General features: G+C 69.9%; 21 protein-coding genes. 5 read left to right on the top strand and 16 right to left on the bottom strand.

What is annotated here, in order from left to right; all coding sequences use genetic code 11:
• Positions 1–10 precede the first annotated feature (10 nt).
• The 3 genes from VV867_RS14315 to VV867_RS14305 form a co-directional block, all read right to left on the bottom strand.
• Positions 11–823: a crotonase/enoyl-CoA hydratase family protein gene (locus VV867_RS14315; protein WP_328566743.1), complete on the bottom strand. Its 813-nt coding sequence runs from the start codon at positions 821–823 to the stop codon at positions 11–13.
• 137 nt (positions 824–960) lie between these two features.
• A complete protein-coding gene (locus VV867_RS14310; RefSeq protein WP_109933032.1) occupies positions 961–2,313 on the bottom strand; it encodes an amino acid permease in 1,353 nt (450 codons plus the stop codon).
• Positions 2,314–2,350: 37 nt separating this feature from the next.
• Positions 2,351–4,618 (bottom strand): Orn/Lys/Arg decarboxylase N-terminal domain-containing protein, encoded by a 2,268-nt coding sequence (locus VV867_RS14305; protein WP_328566742.1) that lies wholly within the window; start codon positions 4,616–4,618, stop codon positions 2,351–2,353.
• A gap of 495 nt (positions 4,619–5,113) precedes the next feature.
• On the opposite strand from VV867_RS14305, the gene VV867_RS14300 reads away from it, so the two are divergent.
• Both VV867_RS14300 and glpD read left to right on the top strand, forming a co-directional pair.
• Complete coding sequence (locus VV867_RS14300) at positions 5,114–5,869, top strand: DeoR/GlpR family transcriptional regulator (protein WP_328566741.1); 756 nt, start codon at positions 5,114–5,116, stop codon at positions 5,867–5,869.
• Positions 5,870–6,009: 140 nt separating this feature from the next.
• Positions 6,010–7,548, top strand: coding sequence for a glycerol-3-phosphate dehydrogenase (glpD, locus tag VV867_RS14295; RefSeq protein WP_328566740.1), 1,539 nt, complete (start codon positions 6,010–6,012; stop codon positions 7,546–7,548).
• 7 nt (positions 7,549–7,555) lie between these two features.
• Here glpD and VV867_RS14290 read toward each other — a convergent pair whose 3' ends face one another.
• The 5 genes from VV867_RS14290 to glnH are packed head-to-tail and all read right to left on the bottom strand — an operon-like array spanning position 7,556 to position 11,660.
• Positions 7,556–8,458, bottom strand: a complete 903-nt coding sequence (locus tag VV867_RS14290) for a MurR/RpiR family transcriptional regulator (RefSeq protein WP_275629706.1) — start codon at positions 8,456–8,458, stop codon at positions 7,556–7,558.
• Positions 8,455–9,513 carry a C45 family peptidase gene (locus VV867_RS14285; protein WP_328566739.1) on the bottom strand — a complete coding sequence of 353 codons (1,059 nt, stop codon included), beginning with the start codon at positions 9,511–9,513 and terminating at the stop codon, positions 8,455–8,457. The genes VV867_RS14290 and VV867_RS14285 overlap by 4 nt, the downstream gene beginning before the upstream one ends.
• 10 nt (positions 9,514–9,523) lie before the next feature.
• Positions 9,524–10,246 carry a glutamine ABC transporter ATP-binding protein GlnQ gene (gene glnQ / locus VV867_RS14280; protein WP_328566738.1) on the bottom strand — a complete coding sequence of 241 codons (723 nt, stop codon included), beginning with the start codon at positions 10,244–10,246 and terminating at the stop codon, positions 9,524–9,526.
• The gene (gene glnP, locus VV867_RS14275) at positions 10,243–10,899 is read right to left on the bottom strand and encodes a glutamine ABC transporter permease GlnP (RefSeq protein WP_109933039.1); all 657 of its coding nucleotides are present in this window, start codon (positions 10,897–10,899) and stop codon (positions 10,243–10,245) included. The genes glnQ and glnP overlap by 4 nt, the downstream gene beginning before the upstream one ends.
• A gap of 17 nt (positions 10,900–10,916) precedes the next feature.
• Positions 10,917–11,660 (bottom strand): glutamine ABC transporter substrate-binding protein GlnH, encoded by a 744-nt coding sequence (gene glnH, locus VV867_RS14270; protein ID WP_089390301.1) that lies wholly within the window; start codon positions 11,658–11,660, stop codon positions 10,917–10,919.
• Between the two features lie 367 nt (positions 11,661–12,027).
• Here glnH and VV867_RS14265 point away from each other — a divergent pair, with 367 nt between their 5' ends.
• Both VV867_RS14265 and VV867_RS14260 read left to right on the top strand, forming a co-directional pair.
• Positions 12,028–13,356 (top strand): aspartate aminotransferase family protein, encoded by a 1,329-nt coding sequence (locus VV867_RS14265; protein ID WP_328566737.1) that lies wholly within the window; start codon positions 12,028–12,030, stop codon positions 13,354–13,356.
• A 10-nt stretch (positions 13,357–13,366) separates the two neighbouring features.
• Positions 13,367–13,930: a carboxymuconolactone decarboxylase family protein gene (locus tag VV867_RS14260; protein ID WP_328566736.1), complete on the top strand. Its 564-nt coding sequence runs from the start codon at positions 13,367–13,369 to the stop codon at positions 13,928–13,930.
• Positions 13,931–14,285: 355 nt separating this feature from the next.
• Here the strand turns inward: VV867_RS14260 and VV867_RS14255 are convergent, their stop codons facing one another.
• The 7 genes from VV867_RS14255 to VV867_RS14225 all read right to left on the bottom strand — a co-directional run bounded on the left by VV867_RS14255 (position 14,286) and on the right by VV867_RS14225 (position 21,087).
• Complete coding sequence (locus VV867_RS14255) at positions 14,286–15,371, bottom strand: PAS domain-containing protein (RefSeq protein WP_109933042.1); 1,086 nt, start codon at positions 15,369–15,371, stop codon at positions 14,286–14,288.
• 101 nt (positions 15,372–15,472) lie between these two features.
• Positions 15,473–16,177 carry a type 1 glutamine amidotransferase gene (locus tag VV867_RS14250; RefSeq protein ID WP_328566735.1) on the bottom strand — a complete coding sequence of 235 codons (705 nt, stop codon included), beginning with the start codon at positions 16,175–16,177 and terminating at the stop codon, positions 15,473–15,475.
• Between the two features lie 163 nt (positions 16,178–16,340).
• On the bottom strand, positions 16,341–16,682 hold the full coding sequence (locus tag VV867_RS14245; protein WP_009619201.1) for a ribonuclease E inhibitor RraB: 342 nt from the start codon (positions 16,680–16,682) through the stop codon (positions 16,341–16,343).
• 236 nt (positions 16,683–16,918) lie between these two features.
• A complete protein-coding gene (locus tag VV867_RS14240) occupies positions 16,919–17,818 on the bottom strand; it encodes a DMT family transporter (protein ID WP_328566734.1) in 900 nt (299 codons plus the stop codon).
• Between the two features lie 107 nt (positions 17,819–17,925).
• Positions 17,926–18,687: an SDR family oxidoreductase gene (locus VV867_RS14235; RefSeq protein WP_328566733.1), complete on the bottom strand. Its 762-nt coding sequence runs from the start codon at positions 18,685–18,687 to the stop codon at positions 17,926–17,928.
• Positions 18,687–19,628, bottom strand: coding sequence for an alpha/beta hydrolase (locus VV867_RS14230; RefSeq protein WP_328566732.1), 942 nt, complete (start codon positions 19,626–19,628; stop codon positions 18,687–18,689). Before VV867_RS14230 ends, VV867_RS14235 begins: the two co-directional genes overlap by 1 nt.
• Complete coding sequence (locus VV867_RS14225; protein ID WP_328566731.1) at positions 19,612–21,087, bottom strand: flavin-containing monooxygenase; 1,476 nt, start codon at positions 21,085–21,087, stop codon at positions 19,612–19,614. Before VV867_RS14225 ends, VV867_RS14230 begins: the two co-directional genes overlap by 17 nt.
• Positions 21,088–21,236: 149 nt before the next feature.
• Here VV867_RS14225 and VV867_RS14220 point away from each other — a divergent pair, with 149 nt between their 5' ends.
• The gene (locus VV867_RS14220; protein WP_328566730.1) at positions 21,237–22,244 is read left to right on the top strand and encodes an AraC family transcriptional regulator; all 1,008 of its coding nucleotides are present in this window, start codon (positions 21,237–21,239) and stop codon (positions 22,242–22,244) included.
• On the opposite strand, the gene VV867_RS14215 is transcribed toward VV867_RS14220, so the two are convergent.
• Positions 22,245–23,156 (bottom strand): LysR family transcriptional regulator, encoded by a 912-nt coding sequence (locus VV867_RS14215; protein WP_109933049.1) that lies wholly within the window; start codon positions 23,154–23,156, stop codon positions 22,245–22,247.
• Positions 23,157–23,187: the final 31 nt, after the last annotated feature.

Genomic DNA, 23,187 nt, shown 5'->3' with positions numbered 1-23,187 from the left:
GTACGGGGCATCAGTCGGCGAACTCCGGCTGCTGCTTGCTCATGTGCGCGGCCATGGCCTTCTGCAGGTCGGCCGATTGCAGCATGGCGGCGTTCCAGGTGGCGATGTACTCCAGGCCGTCCTCGACGCGGTGGTCGCGGGCGTAGCGGATCATCTCCTTGGTGCCGCGGATGGCGATCGGCGACTTGCCGGCGATCTGCCGCGCCAGTTCGAACACGCCGTCCAGCAGCGCCGCGCTGTCGGCGTAGCTGCGGTTGACCAGGCCGATGCGCTCGGCCTCGGCGGCGTCGACCATGCGCCCGGTGTAGGCCAGCTCGCGCATGATGCCGTCGCCGATCAGCCGCGGCAGGCGCTGCAGGGTGCCGACGTCGGCGGCCATGCCCATGTCGATTTCCTTGATGGAGAACTGCGCGTCCGCGCTGCAGTAGCGCATGTCGCAGGCCGAGATCAGGTCGATGGCGCCGCCCAGGCAGTAGCCCTGCACGGCGGCGATCACCGGCTTGCTGCAGGCGTCGATGGCGGTGAACGAGGCCTGCAGCTCGAGGATCTTGCGGCGCAGGGCGCGGGCGTTGCGGCCGACGTCCTTGCCCAGCTGGCTGCCGGCCTGGGCCAGCAGCATCAGGTCGATGCCGGCGGAGAAGTGCTTGCCGGCGCCGGACACGACCACTACGCGGACTTCATCCGTTTCGTCGGCCCAGCGGAAGATTTCGACGATCTCGCGCCAGAAATCGGCGTTCATCGCGTTGACCTTTTCCGGGCGATTGATGATCACATGGGCGATCCTGTCGGCCAGTTCGACGCGGAATGCTTTGTACTCGGTCACGGGGGAAACCCTCGGGAATGCCCTGCTCTGCTGTACGCGGCAGGTCTTGTAGTGATGAGGTGCCACTATAACAAGGCAAGGGCAAAAGTCGATGCCGGCCTATGTGATGCAGGGCACGCTCCCGCTGCCCGCGGGCGCTAGTCGATTTCCGCCACCGGCAGGCCCTGCTGGCGGTTGCGCCACTGCCGCCAGGTGTACATCGGGATGCCCGCCATGAACACCAGGAAGCCCCAGAAGATGGCCTGCTCGCCGGTGCCGTAGAGCGCCCACAGCGAATAGAGGAAGCCCAGCGAGCCGACGGCGATCAGCTGCGGCCGCGAGCGCGGCGAGAATTCCTCGGTGCGCACCGCCAGCAGTTGCAGCAGGGCCGCGGTGCAGAAGGCGTAGGGCACCACGCCGGTCATGGTGCCGAGCAGGATGATGACGTTGAACACGTCCACCAGGTTGCCCTGGCCGTCGATCAGCACCAGCACCGTCACCAGCAGCCCCGAGGCCCACAGGCCGTTGGCCGGGGCGCCGTGCTTGTTGAGTTTGCCGAGGGACTCGGGGAACAGCCCGTCGCGCGCCGGCGCCACCGGGATCTGCCCCTGCAGCAGCACCCAGCCGTTGAGCGCGCCCAGGCAGGCGATCACCGCGCCGCCGGCCACCAGGTAGTAGCCCCAGTCGCCCATCAGCACGCGCGCGGCGTCGGCGAAGGGCGAGGTCGACTTGGCCAGCACCTCCGGCGGCATCAGGCCCTGCACCGAGGTGATCGACAACACGTACACGCCGGCCGCGGCCAGGGTGCCGAACAGGGTGGCGCGCGGGATGGTGCGCTTGGGGTCGCGCACGTCGTCGGCCGGCACCGTCGCCGACTCCAGGCCGATGAACGACCAGAGGGTCAGCGCCGCGGTGGTGGCGATGGCCTGGGCGTAGCCCATGTTCGGCAGCTGCTCGCGGGGCGGGATGGCCAGGTAGTCGGGGTTGAAGTGCAGCCAGCCGAGCACCCCGACCAGCAGCAGCGGGATCAGCTTGAGCGCGGTGAGCAGGTTCTGCACCACGGCGAAGGTGGCGATGCCGCGCAGGTTGATGAAGGTGCACAGCCAGATGGCGCCGATGGCGGTGGCCACCATCAGCAGCGGGTCGGCCAGCGCCGGGATGAACACCCGCAGGTAGCCCACCAGGGTCACGGCGATGGCGGCGTTGCCGATCCACGCGGCCTTCCAGTAGGTCCAGGCGCACAGGTAGCCGGCGAAGCTGCCGAAGCCCTCGCGGGTGTAGGCGTAGGGCCCGCCGGCGCCGGGGTTGAGGCGCGCCAGGCGGGCGAAGGTGAAGGCCAGCAGCACCGCGCCGGTGCTGGAGACCAGCCAGCCGAACAGGCTCAGGCCGCCGTAGGCGGCGAGGCTGGAGGGCAGCAGGAAGACGCCCGAGCCGACCATGTTGCCGATCACCAGCGCGGTACAGCTCCAGAACCCCATGCTGCCCTTCTTGGCAGCCTCTCCCCCACTCATCCTCGCTCCTTAGGTCCCGCCGCCCTGGACGACGGAATCAGCTGTCGGCATTTTCCACGATGCACTCAACGGTATAGCAGCGCCGGCCGTCCACGTCCTGCACCTGCAGGCCGTGCACATCGGAATCGAAGCCGGGGAAGTCGTGCTCGAAGGTGCGGGCGAAGGCCAGGTAGTCGAGGATCGAGCGGGTCGCCTCGGTGAAGCGCTCGCCCGGCATGATCAGCGGGATGCCCGGCGGGTACGGCACCAGCATGACCGCGGCGATGCGCCCTTCGAGCCGCTCGATGGGCACCGCCTCGACCTCGCCGCGCACCAGCTGGGTGTAGGCGTCGGCCGGGCGCAGCGCCAGCTCCGGCAGGGTGGTGTACATGCGGCGCATGGCCTTGGCCGTGGCGTGCTCGCGGTAGCAGGCGTGCAACTGCTCGCAGAGGTCGCGCAGGCCCATGCCGGCGTAGCGCGCCGGGGCGGCCTGGAGCACGCTGGGCAGGGCCTCGGCCAGGGGCGCGTTGCCGTCGTAGCTGCGCTTGAACTCCAGCAGCTCGGTGACCAGGGTGCTCCACTTGCCCTTGGTCACGCCCATGGAGAACAGCACCAGGAAGGAGTACAGACCGGTCTTCTCCACCACCAGGCCGCGCTCCCAGAGGAAGCGGCCGACCACCGCCGCGGGGATGCCATGCTCCTCCAGGCGCCCGGCGGCGTTCAGGCCCGGGGTGGCCAGGGTGACCTTGATCGGGTCGAGCAGCACGTAGTCGTCTTCCACCTCGCCGAAGCCGTGCCACTCGGCGTCGGGCTCCAGCAGCCAGTCGCGGGTGCGCACCTCGTCGGTGCCCTCCACCCCCGGCGGCTGCCAGACGCAGAACCACCAGTCGCCGGCCGCCAGGTTCTGCCGCACGTTGGCCAGGGCGCGGCGGAAGCTCAGCGCCTCGTCGAAGGTCTCCTGGATCAGCGAGTGCCCGGCCGGACCTTCCATCATCGCCGAGGCCACGTCCAGCGAGGCGATGATGCCGTACTGCGGCGAGGTGGAGATGTGCATCATGAAGGCTTCGTTGAAGCGCGCGCGGTCCAGGCGCCGCCTGCCGCCGTCCTGCACGTGGATCATCGAGGCCTGGCTGAAGGCCGCCAGCATCTTGTGGGTGGAATGGGTGGTGAACACCAGCGGGCCGTCCTCGCCGCGGCTGGTGGCCATGCCGTAGCGGCGGTCGTAGAACTCGTGGAAGGCGGCGTAGGCGTACCAGGCCTCGTCGAAGTGCAGCACCTCGACGCTGCCGTCCAGGGCCTGCTTGATCAGCTCGGCGTTGTAGCACAGGCCGTCGTAGGTGGAGTTGGTCACCACCGCCAGCCGCACCTTCGGCTCGCGGCCGCGGGCCAGGGGGTTGGCGGCGATCTTCGCGGCGATCGACTCGCGGCTGAACTCGGACAGCGGGATGGGCCCGATGATGCCCAGCTCGTTGCGCGCCGGGCACAGGTACAGCGGGATGGCACCGGTCATGATGATCGAGTGCAGCACCGACTTGTGGCAGTTGCGGTCCACCAGCACCAGGTCGTCGCGGCTGACCATGGAGTGCCAGACGATCTTGTTCGCCGTGGAGGTGCCGTTGATCACGAAGAAGGTGTGGTCGGCGCCGAAGTTGCGCGCCGCGCGGGCCTCGGCCTCGGCCAGCGGGCCGGTGTGGTCGAGCAGCGAGCCCAGCTCGGGCACCGAGACGGACAGGTCCGAACGCAGCGTGTTCTCCCCGAAGAACTGGTGGAAGGCCTGCCCCACCGGGCTCTTGCGGTAGGCCACGCCGCCGCCGTGGCCGGGCGTGTGCCAGGAATAGTTGGACTGCGCGGTGTGCTCCACCAGGGCGCGGAAGAACGGCGGCAGCAGGCCCTCCAGGTACTTGCGCGCGGCCCGCGAGACCTGGCGGGCGAGGAAGGGCACGGTGTCCTCGAACAGGTAGAGGATGCCGCGCAGCTGGTGCAGGTCGGCCATGGACTCGGCCGGCGCGTTCTCGATGGTCATCTGCTCGCCGAGGGCGAAGATCGGCAGCTGCGGCGCGCGCACCCGCGCCACGCGGATCAGCTCGACCACGTCCTGCAGCAGGCGCTGGTTCTCCCCCGCCCCCTCGGCGGCGACCAGGATGCAGGCCAGGCCATGGTGGGTGGAGGCGACGATGCGCCCCTCGGTGGAACTGGCGGTGGAAAGGATGCTGAAGCCGTCCAGCTCCAGCTCGCGGGCGATACCGCGGACGCGGTCGCCGGCGACGGTGTCGGCCTTGATGTCGCGGTGGACGATGAGGATGGGGAATTTCAGGTCTTTGTACATTGTGGGCCCCGAATGCTGACGGAGGCTTCCGTCGTTCCCCTGCAGCGTATGGGCTTACATTCCGCAGGGGAATATGGCCGGCTTCAGGCTGTAAGAAAAGGTCGCACGGGAGAAAGGCGGAAAGCCTGGGGGTCGTTGGTGCGTGGGCGCAGTCCTGAGCGGCCGGTGGGTCCAATCGCGGACGGAGTCCGCTCCTACACCCGTGCTCGACCGTAGGGCGAATAACCGTTCGCGGTTATCCGCCGCCGGCCGGAACACCGGTGCCCGACGGCTGCCTCACCTGTAGGAGCGCGCCCTGCGCGCGATTCGCGGGCAGGGCCTGCTCCTACGGTTCCAGGGAAGCACGGGTGTAGGAGCGGACTCTGTCCGCGATTCTGCGCTCAGCGCCGCTGTCCAGCCTTTCATAGCCATGCATCCCTGAGCGGACGCCCCGGTGGCACGAAGCGCCCCGCTGCGGCATGCTTGTACCTTCGCCCCGCCCCCACGAGAGCGCAGATGAACCTGCCCCCCCGCCAGCAAAGCATCCTCGACCTGGTCCGCGAGCGCGGCTACCTGAGCATCGAGGAACTGGCCCAGCAGTTCGCCGTCACCCCGCAGACCATCCGCCGCGACATCAACCAGCTCGCCGAGCGCAGCCTGCTGCGCCGCTACCACGGCGGCGCGGCCTGGGACTCGAGCATCGAGAACACCGCCTACAACACCCGCGCCGACCAGATGCGCGACGAGAAGCAGCGCATCGCCGAGGCGGTGGCGGCGCAGATACCCGACAACGCCTCGCTGTTCATCAACATCGGCACCACCACCGAGGCCATCGCCCGCGCCCTGCTCGGCCACCGCAACCTGAAGATCATCACCAACAACCTGCACGTCGCCGCCACCCTCAGCGCCAAGGCCGACTTCGAGGTGCTGGTGGCCGGCGGCACGGTGCGCAGCGACGGCGGCGTGGTCGGCCAGGCCGCGGTGGACTTCATCGAGCAGTTCCGCGTCGACTTCGCCCTGGTGGGCATCAGCGGCATCGACGAAGACGGCAGCCTGCTGGACTTCGACTACCAGGAAGTGCGCGTTTCCCGCGCCATCATCGAGAACGCCCGGCAGGTGTTCCTCGCCGCCGACTCCAGCAAGTTCGGGCGCAACGCCCTGGTGCGCCTGGGGCCGATCGGCCTGGTCGACAGCCTGTTCACCGACGCCGCGCCGCCGCCCGCCGTGGCGCGCCTGCTGGCCCAGCACAAGGTGCAGCTGGAGCTGGTCTGACGGCCGTCCCGTTCGAATTCGAAAAATGCCTATGAATCAGCCGAATGGCAGCCTTCAGGCTGGTCATTTTTCGTTCGCCCGCCTATCATATTTTCGAATTCGAACATATTGATGTTCATTTCCAGTCAAGAGGACGCCCCATGAGCCATTCCCACAAGCGCTCCGCTCCCCTGGCTGAGGTCTACGATCTGGCGGTCGTCGGCGGTGGCATCAATGGCGTGGGGATCGCCGCGGATGCCGCCGGGCGCGGCCTGCTCACCTTCCTTTGCGAACAACACGACCTGGCCAGCCACACTTCCTCGGCCAGCAGCAAGCTGGTCCACGGCGGCCTGCGCTACCTGGAACACAACGAATTCCGCCTGGTGCGCGAGGCCCTGGCCGAGCGCGAAGTGCTGCTGGCCAAGGCTCCGCACATCGTCCACCCGCTGCGCTTCGTGCTGCCGCACCAGCCGCACCTGCGCCCGGCCTGGCTGATCCGCGCCGGGCTGTTCCTCTACGACCACCTGGGCCGGCGCGAGAAGCTGCCGGCCTCGCGCAGCCTGTCGTTCGGCACCGACAGCCCGTTGCAACCCGGCATCCGCCGTGGCTTCGAGTACTCCGACTGCTCCGTCGACGACGCCCGCCTGGTGGTGCTCAACGCCATGGCCGCCCGCGAGCGCGGCGCCCACGTGCACCCGCGCACCCGCTGCGTCAGCGCGCGGCGCAGCAAGGGCCTGTGGCACCTGCACCTGGAGCGCGACGACGGCAGCCTCTACTCCATCCGCGCCCGCGCCCTGGTCAACGCCGCCGGGCCCTGGGTGGCGCAGTTCATCCGCGACGACCTGCGCCAGCAACCGCCCTACGGCATCCGCCTGATCCAGGGCAGCCACCTGGTAGTACCGCGGCTGTACGAAGGCGAGCAGGCCTACATCCTGCAGAACGAGGACCGCCGCATCGTCTTCGTCATCCCCTACCTGGGGCGCTTCACCCTGATCGGCACCACCGACCGCGAATGGCTGGGCGACCCGGCGAAGGTACGGATCAGCGACGAGGAAACCGACTACCTGCTGGCGGTGGTCAACGCCCACTTCAGGCAGCAGGTGCGCCGCGAAGACATCCTCTGGAGCTTCTCCGGGGTGCGCCCGCTGTGCGACGACGAGTCCGACGAGCCGTCCGCCGTCACCCGCGACTACACCCTGGCGCTGCAGGGCGCCCCGGGCGAAGCGCCGCTGCTGTCGGTGTTCGGCGGCAAGCTGACCACCTACCGCAAGCTCGCCGAGGCGGCCCTGGCCCAGCTGGCGCCGACCTTCCCGCGCATGGGCCCGGCCTGGACCGCCGGCGCCCCGCTGCCGGGCGGCGAGCACATGACCAGCCCCGAGGACCTGGCCGTCGAGTTGCTGGCCAGGCACCCCTGGCTGCCGGCCGAGCTGGCGCGGCGCTGGGCCACCAGCTACGGCACGCGCGCCTGGCGCCTGCTGGACGGGGCGAAGGGCGAAACCGACCTGGGCGAACACCTGGGCGCCGGGCTCCATGCCCGCGAAGTGGACTACCTGTGCCGCGAGGAATGGGCGGAGAACGCCGACGACATCCTCTGGCGCCGCAGTAAGCTGGGGCTGTTCCTCAATGCCGCGGAAAAGCTGCGCCTGGCCGACTACCTGGCGCGCGAGCACCCGCGCAAGGCGAACACGCAGGTGGCCTGAAGCGGGCTCAGAGCGACGAATTCAACTCGCCGATCAGCGCTTCGCGATGCTTGAGCGAGGCCAGCGCGCTCTCGCCCAGGCGCCCGGCCACTTCGCTGAGCAGCCCCTGGGCCAGCAGCATGAAGGCGCACATGCTGTTGCTGTAGAACAGGCTGTGGTTGGGCACGTAGAAGCTGTGCCGCGCCACCCGCGCCAGCGGCGAACTCGACGAATCGGTCAGGGCCACCACCTCGATGCCATGGCGCGCCGCCACTTCGGCGGTGGCCAGCACGCTCGGCGTGTAGGGGAAGCAGCTGGCCACCACCAGCACGTCGCCGGCATCCAGCTGCGCCAGGGCATCGGCCACGCCCTGGCGGTTGGAATCCAGCGCCGCCACGTCGGGGCGCAGCATGCCCAGGCCGTAGGACATGAACAGCGCCAGCGAGGTGAACTGGCGCATGCCGTGGATGCGCACGCGGCGCGCGCCGGCCAGCAGCTCCACCACGCGGGCGAACACGTCCGGCTCGACCTGCTCGATCAGGCTGGCGATGTTGGCGCTCTCCTGCCGGCCCAGGCGCGTCAGGCGCGACAGGGTGCTGTCGGCGGGGGTCAGCAGCAGGCGCGAGGCCTGGTCGCTGTAGAAGCTCTTGCCCTCGGTCAGCTCGCGGCGGAACACGTCCTGGAACTTGCTGAAGCCGCCGTAGCCCAGGCGCTGGGCCAGGCGCGAGAGGGTCGAGGCGTTGACCCCCAGTTGCTCGGCCAGCTCGCTGATGGACGACACCGCGGTGCGCTGCGGCGCCTCGATCAGCGCCGCCAGCACCCGGCGCGAGCTGCCGCCCAGGGAAATGCCCGCCCCGCCGCGCTCGATGTCCTCCAGCAGTTGCTTGAGGGCTCCCAGGTTGTCGGGCAGTGCGGCGGGCGCTTGGCTCATCGTGCGGGTCCAGGTGCGGGATCGGGGCGGACACTGCCCCGGGCCTCGACCTCTCGGGTGTCGGGCTGGCAGTGGACGCGCCATTCTACCGAGTTCGCAGCGATGCGGAACACGGCCGTGGCCAGGGTGTTCTCGTCGTCCGGGTCGTCCGCGGCGCGGCGGTAGACCGGCAGCTCGGCATCCGCCGTGTCGCGCAGGATGGCCAGGGCGCGGGCCTCGTCCAGTCGCGCGGGCGAGCCGGCCAGCAAGGCATCGACGCGCCGCTGGCGGCTGCCGGAACTGCCGGTGATGCGCTGGCCCCGGGCGTCCAGCGCGGCATCCAGCAAGTGGTTGGAATGCCCCGCCGGGCGCAGGACCTCGCGCACCGCCACGCCGCCGGAACAGGCCTCGACGCTGAACAGCTGGCTCGCCCCCGCCTGCCCCAGCGCATGGTGGAAGGCCCCGGCGCGCCCCGCCGTGGACAGCACAGCCACGGCCTGGGCCAGGCTCTCGGCGTCCAGCACCGCGCGGGCCAGCACCTGGCGCGGCAGCCCCGCCGGGATGGCACTGGGGCGAATGTTGTTGACCGTGCTGACCAGCCCGCGCGCGTTCACCGCGAAGGTGTGGCCGGGGATGGAGCCGGGGTAGACGAAGCTGGTGAAGCCCAGGCCCTGCTCGGGCTGCGCGTGGAGCAGGCCGCAGCAGCCGTCGAGCGCAGGCAGGCCGTCCTCGTTGTGGGCGATCAGCCAGCCGCCCTCGGCGGGGCCGAACACCGTGGTGCAGCCGTCGACGCTGGCGTCCTGGACGAAATCGCCGCGGCAGTTCCACAGGAAGACTTCCTCCAGCGGCAACTCCAGGCCGTCGGCCAGACCGCGCAGTTCGTCCCAGACGCGCGGGAACTGCGCCTGGACCTGCGCCTGCATGCGCTGCGCCGCGGCCGAACCGGCCCGCGCCGCCAGGCTACGCCACAGCGGCAGCGTGCGCAGGCGCTGGTGCACCGCGTCGCGGCCGAAGCGGCCGAGGCCCAGGCCGATTTCGTAGGCGCTGCCGGAAAGGTTCAGGGGGGTCAGGCTCATGGGGCGACCTTCAGGCGACATGTTGCAGGAACTCCCGCAGGCGCGGGCTGGCGGGGTTGCCGATCAGGCTGGCGGGGTCGCCGTCCTCGGCGATGCGGCCCTTGTCGATGAAGATCAGCCGCGAGGCGACCTTGCGCGCGAAGTCGATCTCGTGGGTGACGATGACCATGGTCATGCCCTCCTCCGCCAGGTCCTTCATCACCTGCAGCACCTCGTGGCGCAGTTCCGGGTCCAGCGCCGAGGTCGGCTCGTCGAACAGCATCAGCTTGGGCTTCACCGCCAGGGCGCGGGCGATGGCCACGCGCTGCTGCTGGCCGCCGGACAGCTCCGACGGGTAATGCCCGGCGCGATCAGACAGGCCGACCTTGGCCAGCAGCTCGCGGGCCAGGGCCTGCGCCTCGGCCTTCTTCGCCCCGCGCACGCGGATCGGGCCGAAGGCCACGTTCTCCAGCGCGGTCATCTGCGGGAACAGGTGGAACTGCTGGAACACCATGCCCGCCTCCTGGCGGATCAGGCGCTCGTCGACCTTCGGGTCGTTGACCTCCATGCCGTCGACGAACAGCCCGCCGCCGGTGATCACCTCCAGCTTGTTGATGCAGCGCAGCAGCGTCGACTTGCCGGAACCGGAGGGGCCGATGATCACCACCACCTCGCCGTTGCCGATCTTCAGGTTGATGTCGTGGAGCACCTCGGTCTGGCCGAAGTGCTTGGATACCCGCTTGAACTCGATCATAGGATCTTCAGCCTCGACTCCATGCGCCGCAGCACGTAACTCAATACCAGGGTGATGACCAGGTAGATCACCGCCACCGCCGACCAGATCTCCATCGCCCGGAAGTTGCCGGCGATCACCTCCTGGCCCTGGCGGGTCAGCTCGGCGACGCCGATGACGATGAACAGCGAGGTGTCCTTGATGCTGACGATCCACTGGTTGCCCAGCGCCGGGATCATCCGCCGGAACGCCAGCGGGGCGATCACGTAGCGCAGGGTGTCGCGCCCGGACAGCCCCAGGGCCAGCCCGGCCTCGCGGAACCCGCGGTTCACCGAGAGCAGCGCGCCGCGGGTGATCTCGGCGATGTAGGCGCCGGAGTTGATCATGATGGTGACCACCGCCGCGCCGAACGGGTCGATGCGCACCGGGATCATCAGCGGCAGGGCGAAGTAGATGAACATCACCTGGACCATGATCGGCGTGCCGCGGATCAGCTCGACGAACACCAGTGCCAGGCGGCTGGAGAAGAAGCCGCCGTAGGCGCGGGCGACGCCGGCCAGCAGGCCGATGACGGCGCCGCCGGCAAGGCCGAGGATGGAAATCCACAGGGTCAGCCGGGCGCCTTCGAGCAGCACCGGCAACGCGTCCCAGATGGCGGACCATTGGAAATGCATGGGGTTCTACCTCCGGCTCACTTGGGCTCGGTGCCGAACCACTTGCGGTAGATCTGCGCGTAGGTGCCGTCCGCGCGCAGCTTCTTCAGCGCGGCATTGACCGGCTCGCGCAGCTCGCTGCCCTTGGGGAAGCCGATGCCGTACTGCTGCGCCATCATCTGCTCGCCCACCGCCTTCACCTGGCCGTCGCCGGCGGTCTTGATGTAGTAGAGGACGTTGGGGGTGTCGTGCATGGCGGCGTCGACGCGGCCGGTGCGCAGCTCCAGGTAGGCGTTGTCGATGTTGGGGAACTGGCGCAGGTCGGCAGCCTTGAGGTTGGCCTTGGCGTAGTCCGCGGCCGAGGTGCCGCTCTTCACCGCCAGGCTCTTGCCGGCGATGTCGGCCTCGCCCTTGATGCTGTCGTTGTCGGCCTTGACCATCAGCAGGAAGCCGCTGTCGTAGTAGCCGTCGGAGAAGTCGATGACCTGCTTGCGGTCTTCCTTGATGGTGATGCCGGCCAGGGCGGCGTCGACGTTGCGCGTCTGCAGCGCGGGGATGATGCCGTTGAAGTCCATCGGCTTGAGCTGGTAGCTCACGCCCATCTCCTTGGCGATGGCCGCCCACAGGTCGATGTCGAAGCCCACGTACTTGTCGCCCTGCTTGAACTCGAAGGGCACGAAGGCGGTGTCGGTGGCGATCAGCAGTTCCTTGCCGGCGGCCATGGAGCTGGCGGCGGCGAACAGGGACAGCGCGGCGAACGAGGCTTGAAGCAGCTTTTTCATGCAGGACTTCCTCTTGCGGGTCGGTGGTTGCGCCCCGCCGGCCGGCGGGGCGCGCATTAGCGGCAGTTCGATCGCAACGGGCCGGGGCCCGGACTTTATTGTTTTGAGCGGCTAACCCACGGAAGGGGCTGCATGCACAGGGTGCTTTTTCGCAAAATAAACATGCAATAAATACGATTGCAAGTATTTTTATCAAACCTTGCCGGATGCTTGCGGCCTTCATCCAGTGGGAAATTGACCAAGAGCTTCTCTACTTCGCCGCTTCCGGTCGTTCGCTAGCCTCCTCGATCGCGCAACCACTGCGCAACAAAAGATTGCCAACACAAAAAATGCAATTAATATTTGCGCAACCAACCCGGAGGTCACCATGAGCCACGTCCTGCACCGCAGCCTCACCCAGTCCTACCCCACGGCCGTCCGCGGCGACGGCGCCTACCTGGTCGACAGCGAAGGCCGCCGCTACCTGGACGCCAGCGGTGGCGCGGCGGTGTCCTGCCTGGGCCACAGCGACCCGGCGGTGATCGAGGCGGTGCGCCGGCAGGTGGGCACCCTGGCCTATGCCCACACTTCCTTCTTCACCACCGAGCCCATGGAGGAACTGGCCGACTTCCTGGTCGCCCGCGCGCCCGCCGGCATGCGCTCGGTGTACTTCGTCAGCGGTGGTTCCGAGGCGGTGGAAGCGGCGCTCAAGCTGGCCCGCCAGTACTTCGTGGAGATCGGCCAGCCGCAGCGCACGCACCTGATCGCTCGCCGCCAGAGCTACCACGGCAACACCCTCGGCGCCCTGGCCACCGGCGGCAACGCCTGGCGGCGCCAGCAGTTCCAGCCGCTGCTGATCGACGTCAGCCACGTCAGCCCCTGCTATGCCTACCGCGACCAGGCCGCCGGGGAGACGCCCGAAGCCTACGGCGAACGCCTGGCGCAGGAACTGGAAGCGGAAATCCTCCGCCTGGGGGCGGACAAGGTCATGGCCTTCGTCGCCGAGCCGGTGGTGGGCGCCACCCTCGGCGCGGTGACCGCGGTGCCGGGCTACTTCAAGCGCGTGCGGGAAATCTGCGACCGCCACGGGGTGCTGCTGATCCTCGACGAGGTGATGTGCGGCATGGGCCGCACCGGCAGCCTGTTCGCCGCCGAACAGGAAGGCATAAGCGCCGACCTGGTCACCATCGCCAAGGGCCTGGGCGCCGGCTACCAGCCCATCGGCGCCACCCTGGTGAGCCAGCGCATCCACGACGCCATCGCCCAGGGCTCGGGCTTCTTCCAGCACGGCCACACCTACATCGGCCACGCCACCGCCTGCGCCGCGGCCCTGGCGGTGCAGAAGACCATCGAGGCGCGCGACCTGCTGCCGCGCGTGCGCAGCCTGGGCCTTGGCCTGCAGCAACGGCTGCAGCAGGCCTTCGGCGCCCATCCGCATATCGGCGACATCCGCGGGCGCGGGCTGTTCCAGGGCCTGGAACTGGTGGCCGAGCGCGACGCCAAGGCGCCCTTCCCCGCCGAGGCGAAGCTGCACGCGCGGATCAAGAAAGCCGCCATGCAGGAAGGACTGCTGTGCTATCCCATGGGCGGCACCCTGGACGGCCGCAGCGGCGACCACATCCTCCTGGCGCCGCCCTTCATCCTCGAGGAGGCGCAGCTGGACGAGCTGGTGGACAAGCTGCAGCGCGCCATCGACCAGGCCATCGGCAGCCTCTGAGGACAGCCCCATGAAGATCGAATCGCGCCTTACCCCGCTCACCGACGAGCGCATGGACGACGAACAGCGCCGCGTGCTGAACGACATCCTCAGCGGCCCCCGCGGCAACCTCGACGGCCCCTTCCTGGCCTGGGTGCACAGCCCGCAGCTGGCCGACAGCGCGCAGAAGCTGGGGGCCTTCTGCCGCTACGGCACGCGCCTGGAACTGCGCCTGAGCGAGCTGGCGATCCTGCTCACCGCGGCCTGGTGGCAATCCCAGGCGGAATGGCAGATCCACGAACCCATCGCACGCCGGGCCGGCCTGGCCGACGAGGTGATCGAAGCCCTGCGGCGCGGCGAGGAACCGCCGTTCGCCCGCGACGACGAGCGCCTGGTCTACCGCCTGGGCAGTAGCCTCTACGCCAGCAAGCGCATCGGGCAGGCGCTCTACGACGAGGGTGTGGGCGCCTTCGGCGAAGCCGGGATGGTGGAACTGGTGGGCATCTTCGGCTACTACGCGCTGGTGGCCATGACCCTCAACACCTTCGCCGTACGCCGCGAAACGGACGCGCCCCTGCCCTTCGCCGAGCCCTGAGCGGGCATGGGCACGGGCCTTTCGCAGGAGCGGAACTTTTCCGCGATAGCCGGACGTTCCGGCGCGGATCGCGGATGAGATCCGCTCCTACGCCGCCCCACCCGCGCCATTCCCTGTAGGAGCGCGCCCTGCGCGCGAAATCGCGGGCAGGGCCCGCTCCTACGACCGTGCTTTCCTGGAACCGTAGGAGCGGAACTTTTCCGCGATTACCGGACGCCCCGGCGGCACGGCCAACGGCGGATAACCGCGAACGGTTATTCGCCCTACGGTCGACGCGGAACCATCCGGTGGCACGCTCGTAGGGCGCATAACGCCTACGGCGTTATCCGCCATTGCCCCGCGCCTGCGCCCCGCCTCAGGCACGCTCCGCCAGCTGCGCCTCCAGCTCGGCGATGCGCGCCTGCAGGCGCTCGCGTTCGGCGCGGGCCGGGCCCATGTCCTCGAACACGCTGATCAGGTGCTCCGGCAGGCCGTCCTGGCGGCGACGCTGCAGCGAGGTGCGGGCGCGCACCCAGACGTAGCGGCCGTCCTTGCGCCGGCAGCGCTTCTCCACCACGTAGCGGTCGATTTCCCCGGCCAGCATGCTGCGCAGCAGTTGCAGGTTGCGCTCCAGGTCGTCGGGGTGGGTGAGCTGCTGGAAGGTCATGCCGTAGAGTTCCTCGGCGCTGTAGCCGAGCAGTTCGCAGAGGCTGCCGTTGACGCGCTGCCAGGTGCCGTCCAGGCCGATGTAGGCCAGCGCGCCCCAGGTCAGCTCGAAGATGGCGCGGAAGCGCTCCTCGCTGTTGCGCAGTTTTTCCTCGGCGGCCATGCGCGCGGTGTTGTCCATGCTGATGCCGACCATCTTCACCGAGCGCCCGGCGCTGTCCTTGACCACCCGGGCGCGGGAGGCGATCCAGCGCAGCTCGCCGTCCGGGCGGTAGATGCGGAAGTCGCACTCGCAGCCGCTGCCCTCGGCGATGGCCTGGTCGTACATGGCGCGCATGGCGGCCACGTCCTCGGCCGGCAGGTGCGGCCAGAAGTCCTGGTTGTGGCTCACCGGCCAGCCGTAGACCTCCTCGACGTTGGGCGAGTAGGTGACCTCGTCGCTGATCAGGTTCCATTCCCAGGTGACGATGCGCGCGCTCTCCTGGGCCAGCTTCATCCGCGCCTCGCTCTCCATGATCTCGGCGGTGTAGCGGCGGCGCACGTCGGTCATCGGCAGCTCGATGGGCTCCAGCGCCTGCAGGTCGCGCACGGCCTCCTCGCCGTAGCGCAGCCAGATCCAGTTGACCTTGAGGAAGGCGGCCAGCTTGCGCAGGTTGTCGTAGTCGATCTCGCCGCCGCGCGTCCACTTGTGCACCGCGGTGCGCGAAATGCCCAGCGCGCTGGCCACCGCCTGCAGGGTCAGCTTGTTGAGTTCGAGCAATTCCTTGAGGCGGAAGGCGAAGCTGTTTTCCGTCATGCGCGGTCCTGTCCTGGGGAAGCCTGGAGCCGCAGTATACACAGTTGTAAACCGATGGATTACAGCAAACCCCGGGGCGCACGGCCGTCCGCCCCGCCCGCTCACGCCAGGCCGGCCAGCCTCAGCCAGTGGGCGTAGAAGCCCTCGGCCACGCGGTTCAGGTCAGCCACCTTGCGCGGCAGGTCGTCGAGCATCACCTCGGCGCTTTCCTGGCTGGGCTGGCTGGGGTCCAGGTACTGCGGCCAGCCGTTGATCCAGCCGCTGACCAGTTCCTCGGTCATCTCCGGGTGGCCCTGCAGGCCGAGGACGAAGCCGCCCCAGGAGAAGCCCTGGTTGGCGCACCAGGGGCTGGACAGCAGGTGCTCGGCGCCCTCGGGCAGGTCGAAGGTATCGCCGTGCCACTGGTAGATCGGGAATTCCCCGGGCAGGTGCGCAAGCCACGGGCTCGCGGACTCCAGGCGGCGCATCGGCTGCCAGCCCATCTCGGTGTAGCCCTGGTGGCGGATGGATGCGCCCAGGGCCTTGGCCAGCAGCTGGCCGCCCAGGCAGTGGCCGATCATCGGCACCTTGCGCTCGATGAAGCGGCGCAGCGCCGCCACCTCGGTGCGCAGCCAGGGCAGTTCGTCGTTCACGCTCATGGGGCCGCCCATGATGGCCACCGCCCTGGGGCGCTCCAGGTCGTAGCCGTCCAGCTCGCCGTGGTCGGCGCGGCGCACCTCGAAGGCCAGGCCGGCGCGGTCGAGCACGCAGGCCAGGTGGCCCGGCGGGCAGAAGTCGGCGTGGGTCAGGATCAGGATATCGGTCATGCTTACCTCCGTGCGGCAGTCTGCCGCAAAAGGCACCCGACCATAACCCCCAGCGCGCCCGCGGGCAGGCCCGCACCGCCTTCCGGCGGCGCGGGCGCATCGGGTTCATGGGAGTGGGAAGCCACCGGCCGGCGCGGCCTGGCGGCGAGACGAACGGGTTGGATCAGGGACGCAGGCTGCTCACTTCCTGGGTCACGCCCCAGCCGTCGAGCACACCTCCGAGCGGCGCCACGACTTCCTCCAGGTCGTGTTCGAATGCACCGATCGCCGCGTGGGTGGCGAACATCACCTTGCTGATCTGCAGGTTCCAGCCACCATCGGAACGGGCTTCGACCTGGGCCCTCAGGGATTCGCCGCGAAATTGCCGGGCGGCCTGGCGGGCGTTCTGTTCATCGGGAAAGATGGCGAAGAAGTCGATGGGATGAATGCGGGCGAAATCGAAGCCCCCTTCCTTCATCCGGCGCAGCACATTGACACTGATATCCTCCGAGAGGGGCTTTTCCATGGTACGCACCTCCTTTCGAGACGTTCAGGGTTTCACCTAGTTTCCCAGCCAATGCCGGCCCGGCTTGCGGCCGGGCCTGCGGCGGGCACTTCGCTGTGCCACAGGAAACGCCAAAAATGCTTCAACGTCCCCCAATTGGTCGCCAAAGGTCTTGAACTGGCAGGCAGGAGGGTCCGTCTGCCGGCGACCAACAGTTTCAGAGTAGCGTCTATGCAGGCCGAATGCCGCCCTACCGGTCAGTCGGTACGTTCGGCGGCGACGGGCGGCAGCGCCGCGGGGCGCGTCGCCAGCAGCAGGGCCGCCAGCACCAGGGCCATGCCCAGGGCGTGGCCAGCGCCGAAGCGTTCGCCCAGGAGGCTCACGCCCACCAGCGCCGAGCCCACCGGCATCAGCCCGGTGAACAGCCCGGCGACGTTGGCCTGCACCCGGGAAATGCCGCGGTACCACAGCAGGAACGACAGTACGCTGGCGCTCAGGGCGTAGAACAGCGTCCAGCCCCAGGTCGCCGCCGGCACTGCGCGCCAGTCCAGCGCCCGCGCCTCGGGCAGCGCCAGGGGCAGGAACAGCAGCAGCCCGGCGAGGTTGACGCCCAGGGCCATCGCCCAGGGGTGCAGGTGCAGCGACAGGCGCCGCGAATAGATGGCGAACAGCGCCTCGGCGAGCACGGCGCCCAGCACCAGGGCGTTGCCCGCCACGCCGCTGCGGCCGCCCGCCGGGCGCTCCAGCAGGTTCAGCGCGGCGATGCCCAGCACCGCCAGGGCGATGGCCAGCAGGCTGCGCGGCTCCAGGCGCTCGCGCAGCCACAGCCAGGCCAGCAGGGCGATGACGCTGGGCGTGGCGCTGGTGATGATGCCGGCGCTGGTCGCCGAGGTCAGTTGCACACCGTGCAGCATGCACAGGCTGAACAGGAAGCAGCCGAAGAAGGCCTGCAGGAACAGCCCGCGGCAGGCGCCGCCATCCAGCCCCGCGCGCACCCGCGACAGGGCCAGGCCGGGCAGCAGCACCAGGCTGGCGATGAGGAAGCGCAGCAGGGCGAACAGGTAGACGGGCAGTTCTTCCAGCACCAGCTTGCCGATGGCGATGTTGCCGCCGACCAGCAGCATCGACAGGGCCAGGCAGAAATAGGCGAAGGGCATGGCGGCTTCCTTGCGGTGGGCGGAAGGGCCCGGCAGCCAACCTCCTGCGGCTGCGGACGGGCCCTACAGCATCCGGGCTGCACCACGGCAGTGCAAGCCCCCTGCGCTCACTCGCGGCTGAGCCAGCCCATCACCCAGCGGTTGAGCGCCGGCGGCGACAGCTGGCCGGACCAGTACATGGCCCGGAACAGCGCGCCGATCGGCCGGTGCACCCGGGTGCTGTGGGCCTGGCGCCAGGCCGCCGCGGCGATGTCCTCGGCCCGCAGGCGCACGCCCAGGCGGCGCAGCACCGGCGGCTCGTAGCCCTGGCTGGTGACCATGGGCGTGCGCACGAAGGGCGGCATCAGGTCGGCGACGCGGATGCCGTGGCGCCGCCATTCCAGCTCCAGCGCCTCGGTGAAGCCGCGCACGGCGAACTTCGAGGCCGAATAGGTGGCCATCTCCGGCACGCCGTACAGGCCGGAGGCCGAGCCCATGTTCAGCACCTGGGCGCCGGGGGTGGCCTTGAGGTGGGCGAAGGCGGCGTGGCAGCAGTTGAGCAGGCCCTGGACGTTGATCGCCAGCAGGCGGCCATGCTCCTGCGCCGGGATCTCCTCGAAGCGGCCGAAACGCAGGATGCCGGCGCAGTTGAACAGCAGGCGCAGGCGGCCGTCGCCGGCGCCGACGAAATCCGCCAGCGCCTCGCGCACCGCCGCCGTGTCGGTGACGTCCAGCGCCCGCTGCCAGGCGCCGCCCAGTTCGGCGGCGAGCCCGGCCAGGGCCTGGGCGTTCAGGTCCAGCAGGCCGACGCGCCAGCCGCGGGCATGGAACAGCCGCGCGCTGGCCGCGCCTATGCCCGAGGCCGCGCCGGTGATCAGGATGCTGTCCATCAGCGCCCTCCCCCGAGGTGCCGGCCGAGGAAGCCCGCCACCTCGCCCAGGGCCTGGTCGGCGATGCGCAGCACCCCGGCATGGGCCTGGAACACGTGCCAGCAGTCGCGGTAGCGCTGCAGGGTGACGTCCACGCCCCGCTTACGCGCCGCGCCGGCCAGGCGCAGGCTGTCGTTGCGCAGCACTTCGTCCTCGCCGACCTGGATCAGCAGCGGCGGCAGCCCGGAAAGGTCGGCGAACAGCGGCGACAACTGCGCCGAGTCGCGCGCCACGCCGGGCGGGCAGAACATCGCGATGGCGCTTTCCACCCAGGCGCGGCCGATCAGCGGGTCGCCGGCCTTTGGCTGGTGCCACTGGGCGCAGCTGACGTCGGTGACCGGCGAGAACACCACCAGCGCGCCGGGCAGCGGCAGGCCGCGCTCCTTCAGCGCCACGGCCAGTTGCAGGGTCAGGTGGCCGCCGGCCGAATCCCCGGCCACGGCCAGCCGCGCCGGGTCCTGGCCGCGCGCCAGCAGCGCCTGGTACACCGCCAGGGCATCCTCCAGCGGCGCCGGGAAGCGGTGCTCCGGGGCCAGGCGGTAGTCCGCCGCGCACACGTCGAGCCGGCCCAGGCGCGCCAGGTTGGCGGTGATCGCCCGGTGCGTGGCCGGCGAGCCCACCAGGTAGGCGCCGCCGTGCAGGTAGAGCAGCGTGCGGCCTTCGCCCTGGCCCGCGCGCTGCCATTCGCAGGGCACCCCGGCGATGACTTCCGCGCCGCGCTGCACGCCGCGCGGGGTCAGGGTGGCGGCGGTAAGCGCATTCAGCACCCGGCGCTGCATCGGCACCGGGATCGACGGGCGCATCAGCCCGCGGAACAGCAGGCGCAGGGTGCCGCGCAGCAGGCCGGCGAGCAGGCGCTGCGAGAGGGAGACCGGCGGGGCGAACTCAACGGGCGCATTCATAGTCGGCGAACTCCGGCTGACGGGTCTGCTGGCGGTAGCGGAAGGTGAAGCCCGGCCAGTTGTTGGTGTTGCGGCCGGCGGCGGTCTTGTACCAGCTGTCGCAGCCGCTCTCCCACACGGTGTGCTGCAGGCCCTGCTGCAGGGCCTGGTTGTAGGCGCTCTGCACGGCGGGCCGCACGTCCAGGTAGCGCAGGCCCTGCTCGTCGAGGTGGCGCAGGCAGGCCAGCACGTAGGGGAACTGGCTCTCCAGCATGTAGACGATGGAGTTGTGCCCCAGGTTGGTGTTCGGCCCGTAGAGGATGAACAGGTTGGGGAAGCCGCTGACGCTGATGCCCTTGTAGGCCTCGGCGCCCTCGGCCCAGGCCTGTTCCAGCCAGCGCCCGCCCAGGCCCTGGATGCGCATGGGGGCGAGGAACTCGGTGGCGGCGAAGCCGGTGCCGAAGACGATGGCGTCCACCGGGTGGCGCTGGCCGTCGCGGGTGACGATGGCGTCCTCGGTCACCCGCTCGATGCCGGTGTCGATCACCCGTACGTTGTCCCGCGCCAGCGCCGGGTAGTAGTCGTTGCTGATGAGGATGCGCTTGCAGCCCAGCGGGTAGTCCGGGATCAACCGCCGGCGCAGTTGCGCATCGGCGATGCCGCGGCGCAGGTTCAGGCGGAAGCTCAGCTGCATGAACTTCATCAGCGGCGGGAAGGTGGAAAAGGCCAGCACCCGTGACTCGTGCTGCAGGTACTTGAGGCCGCGGTCCAGGCGCTGCAGCCAGGGCAGGCGCGCTTTGAGCCGGCGTTCCCAGGCGGCGTAGGGGCGGTCCGGCTTGGCGATCACGTAGGGCGCGCTGCGCTGGAACAGCAGCAGCTCGGCCACCTGCGGGGCGATGCGCGGGACGAACTGGATGGCGCTGGCGCCGGTGCCGATCACCGCCACCCGCTTGCCGCGCAGGTCGGCGCGGTGGTCCCAGTGCGCCGAGTGGAAGGCCGCGCCGCGGAAACCCTCCAGGCCGGGGATGCGCGGGTACAGCGGCCGGCTCAGCTGGCCGGTGGCGCAGACCAGGGCGCGGGCGCGCAGCGTCTGCCCGTCGGCGCAGCGCACCGCCCACTGCCCGGCGGCCTCGTCGAAGCAGGCGTCCACCGCCTCGCAGCCGAAGCGGATGCGCGGGCGCAGGCCGTACTTGTCGGCGCAGTGGCGCAGGTAGTCGAGGATCTCCGCCTGGGGCGCGAACTTGCGCGTCCAGTCGGCCTTGGGTTCGAAGGAGAAGGAATACAGGTGCGAAGGCACGTCGCAGGCGGCGCCGGGGTAGCTGTTCTCGCGCCATACCCCGCCGACGTCGGCGGCTTTCTCGAGGATCAGGTAGTCGTGGATGCCGGCCCGCTGCAGGCGGATGGCCAGGCCCAGGCCGCCGAAGCCGGCGCCGATGATCAGCACGCGCAAGGGTGCCGGATCACGGGAAGTATTGTGCATTGTTGTGCTCCCGATTTTGGCTGGACGGCGGCCCCGCAAGGCCTGCCGTCGTCCGCCGCGCTGGCGGATGAGCATAGGCTAGTGCCACCTCCCGCGCCGGGTTATGGCATAGTCGGACATTAAATTGTGATTTCCGGACAAAGCCGCCGATGCCCGACCAGCCCTGGCCCACCCGCCGCAGCGCCCTGAGCGTGCAGTTGCTCACCCAGTTCGGCCTCGACCACGGCCTGGCCCTGGAGGACTGCCTGCACGGCAGCGGCCTGGACCTGGCGGTGCTGGCCGACCCGGCCCGCGAGATCGACGCCCGCTGCGAGCTGCAGGTGCTGCGCAACCTGGCGCAGCGCCTGCCCGCCGGCAGCGGCCTGCAGGCCGGCCTGCGCTACCACCTGAACGCCTACGGCATCTGGGGCTTCGCCCTGCTCAGCAGCCCGAACTTCCGCGGCGCCGCGCACCTGGGCCTGCGCTACCTGGGGCTGACCTACGTGTTCACCCGCCTGGACTTGCAGGAGGACGGCGCCGAGGCCTGCCTGCTGCTGGACGACGCCGCCGTGCCGGAGGACATCCGCGCCTTCGCCTGCGAACGCGACCTGGGCGGCGTGCTGCGCATCCAGCGCGACCTGACCGGGCGCCCGCTGCCGGTCCTGCGCGCCGAATTCCGCCGCCCGCGCCCCGCCGACACCCGCCTGTACCTGGCCGAACTGGGCGTGGAGCCGGCGTTCGGCCAGGCCGCCAACCGCGTCGTCTTCGCCAGCGCCGCCCTCGACCTGCCGTTGCCCGGCGCCAATCCGCAGGTGGCCCGGCATTGCGAGGAACAATGCCGCGCCCTGCTGGCCCGGCGCCAGGAGCTGGGCGGCCTGGCCGGGCGCATCCGCGACCGCCTGCTGCGCACCCCGGGGCGCCTGCCGGACATGGAGCAGGTGGCGCAGGAGCTGCACATGACCTCGCGCACCCTGCGCCGCCGCCTGCAGGACGAGGGCAGCAGCTACCGCGCCCTGCTCGACGAGGTGCGCCAGGCCCTGGCCGAGGAACTGCTGGGCACCGGCGCCATCCGCCTGGAGGAGATCGCCGAGCGCCTGGGCTATGGCGAGGTGTCCAACTTCATCCACGCCTTCAAGCGCTGGAAGGGCGTGCCGCCGGGGCGTTTCCGCGGCCGCTAGTCAGGCCTCGATGCCGAGCTGGCGCAGGGCGCCTTCCAGGTGCTCGATGAAGGCGAGGATCTTGCGCGTGGCGCGCCTGTGGCTGGGGTAGACGGCGAGGATGCGCTGGCCGAAGGCATCGGGGTCGAAGTAGTAGTCGTCCAGCACGCTGCACAGGCGCCCGTCGCGCAGGTACGGCAAGGCGCTCCACAGCGGGCAGGGCATCAGCCCCCTGCCCTTCAGGCAGGCGGCCAGCAGCAGCTCGTGGTTGTCGCTGCTCAGGCGCCCCTCGCGCAGGATGGAGAAGCGCTCGCCATCGCGCTCCAGCCACCAGCGGGTGTCCAGCGCCGGGTGCCAGTAGGTCAGGCGGTCGTGCTCGGCCAGCTCCAGCGGGTGCCGGGGCTCGCCGCGGCGCGCCAGGTATTCGGGGCTGGCGCAGAGCGCCACGCGGTTCTCCACCAGCGGCCGCACGATCAGCCCCGGCAGGTTGCTGTGGCCCAGGCGCAGGGCCAGGTCGTAGCGGCCGTCGAGCAGGTCGACGTAGCTGTCGCTGAGGTCCACCTGCAGGCGCAGGTCCGGGTGCTGGATGAGGAAGTCGGCGCAGACGTCGTTGAGGAAGGCCGCGCCGAAGGCCAGCGGCGCGGTGATCCGCAGGCTGCCGCGCAGGCTGTGCTGCAGCTGGCCGATTTCCTCGGCGGTCTCGTGCATGCGCGCCAGCACTTCGCGGGCGCTGTCCAGGTACAGCTGCCCGGCCTCGGTCAGCGCCATGCTGCGCGTGGTGCGCTCGAACAGGCGTGCGCCGAGGCTGGCCTCCAGCTGGCCGATGGCCTTGGTCACCGCCGAGGGGGTCTTGCCCTGCTGCTCGGCGGCGCGGCTGAAACTGCCGGTCTCGGCGCAGGCGACGAAGAGGGCTAGGCTGCTGAACCTGTCCATATTCTTTCCAATTTTTCACAAGTCTTGTGCC

This window comes from Pseudomonas sp. JH-2, from assembly GCF_036231725.1.
GTDB classification, from domain to species: domain Bacteria; phylum Pseudomonadota; class Gammaproteobacteria; order Pseudomonadales; family Pseudomonadaceae; genus Pseudomonas; species Pseudomonas delhiensis.
Note: the sequence above shows the minus strand (reverse complement) of the source record. Positions and strands in the feature narration are given on the sequence as shown.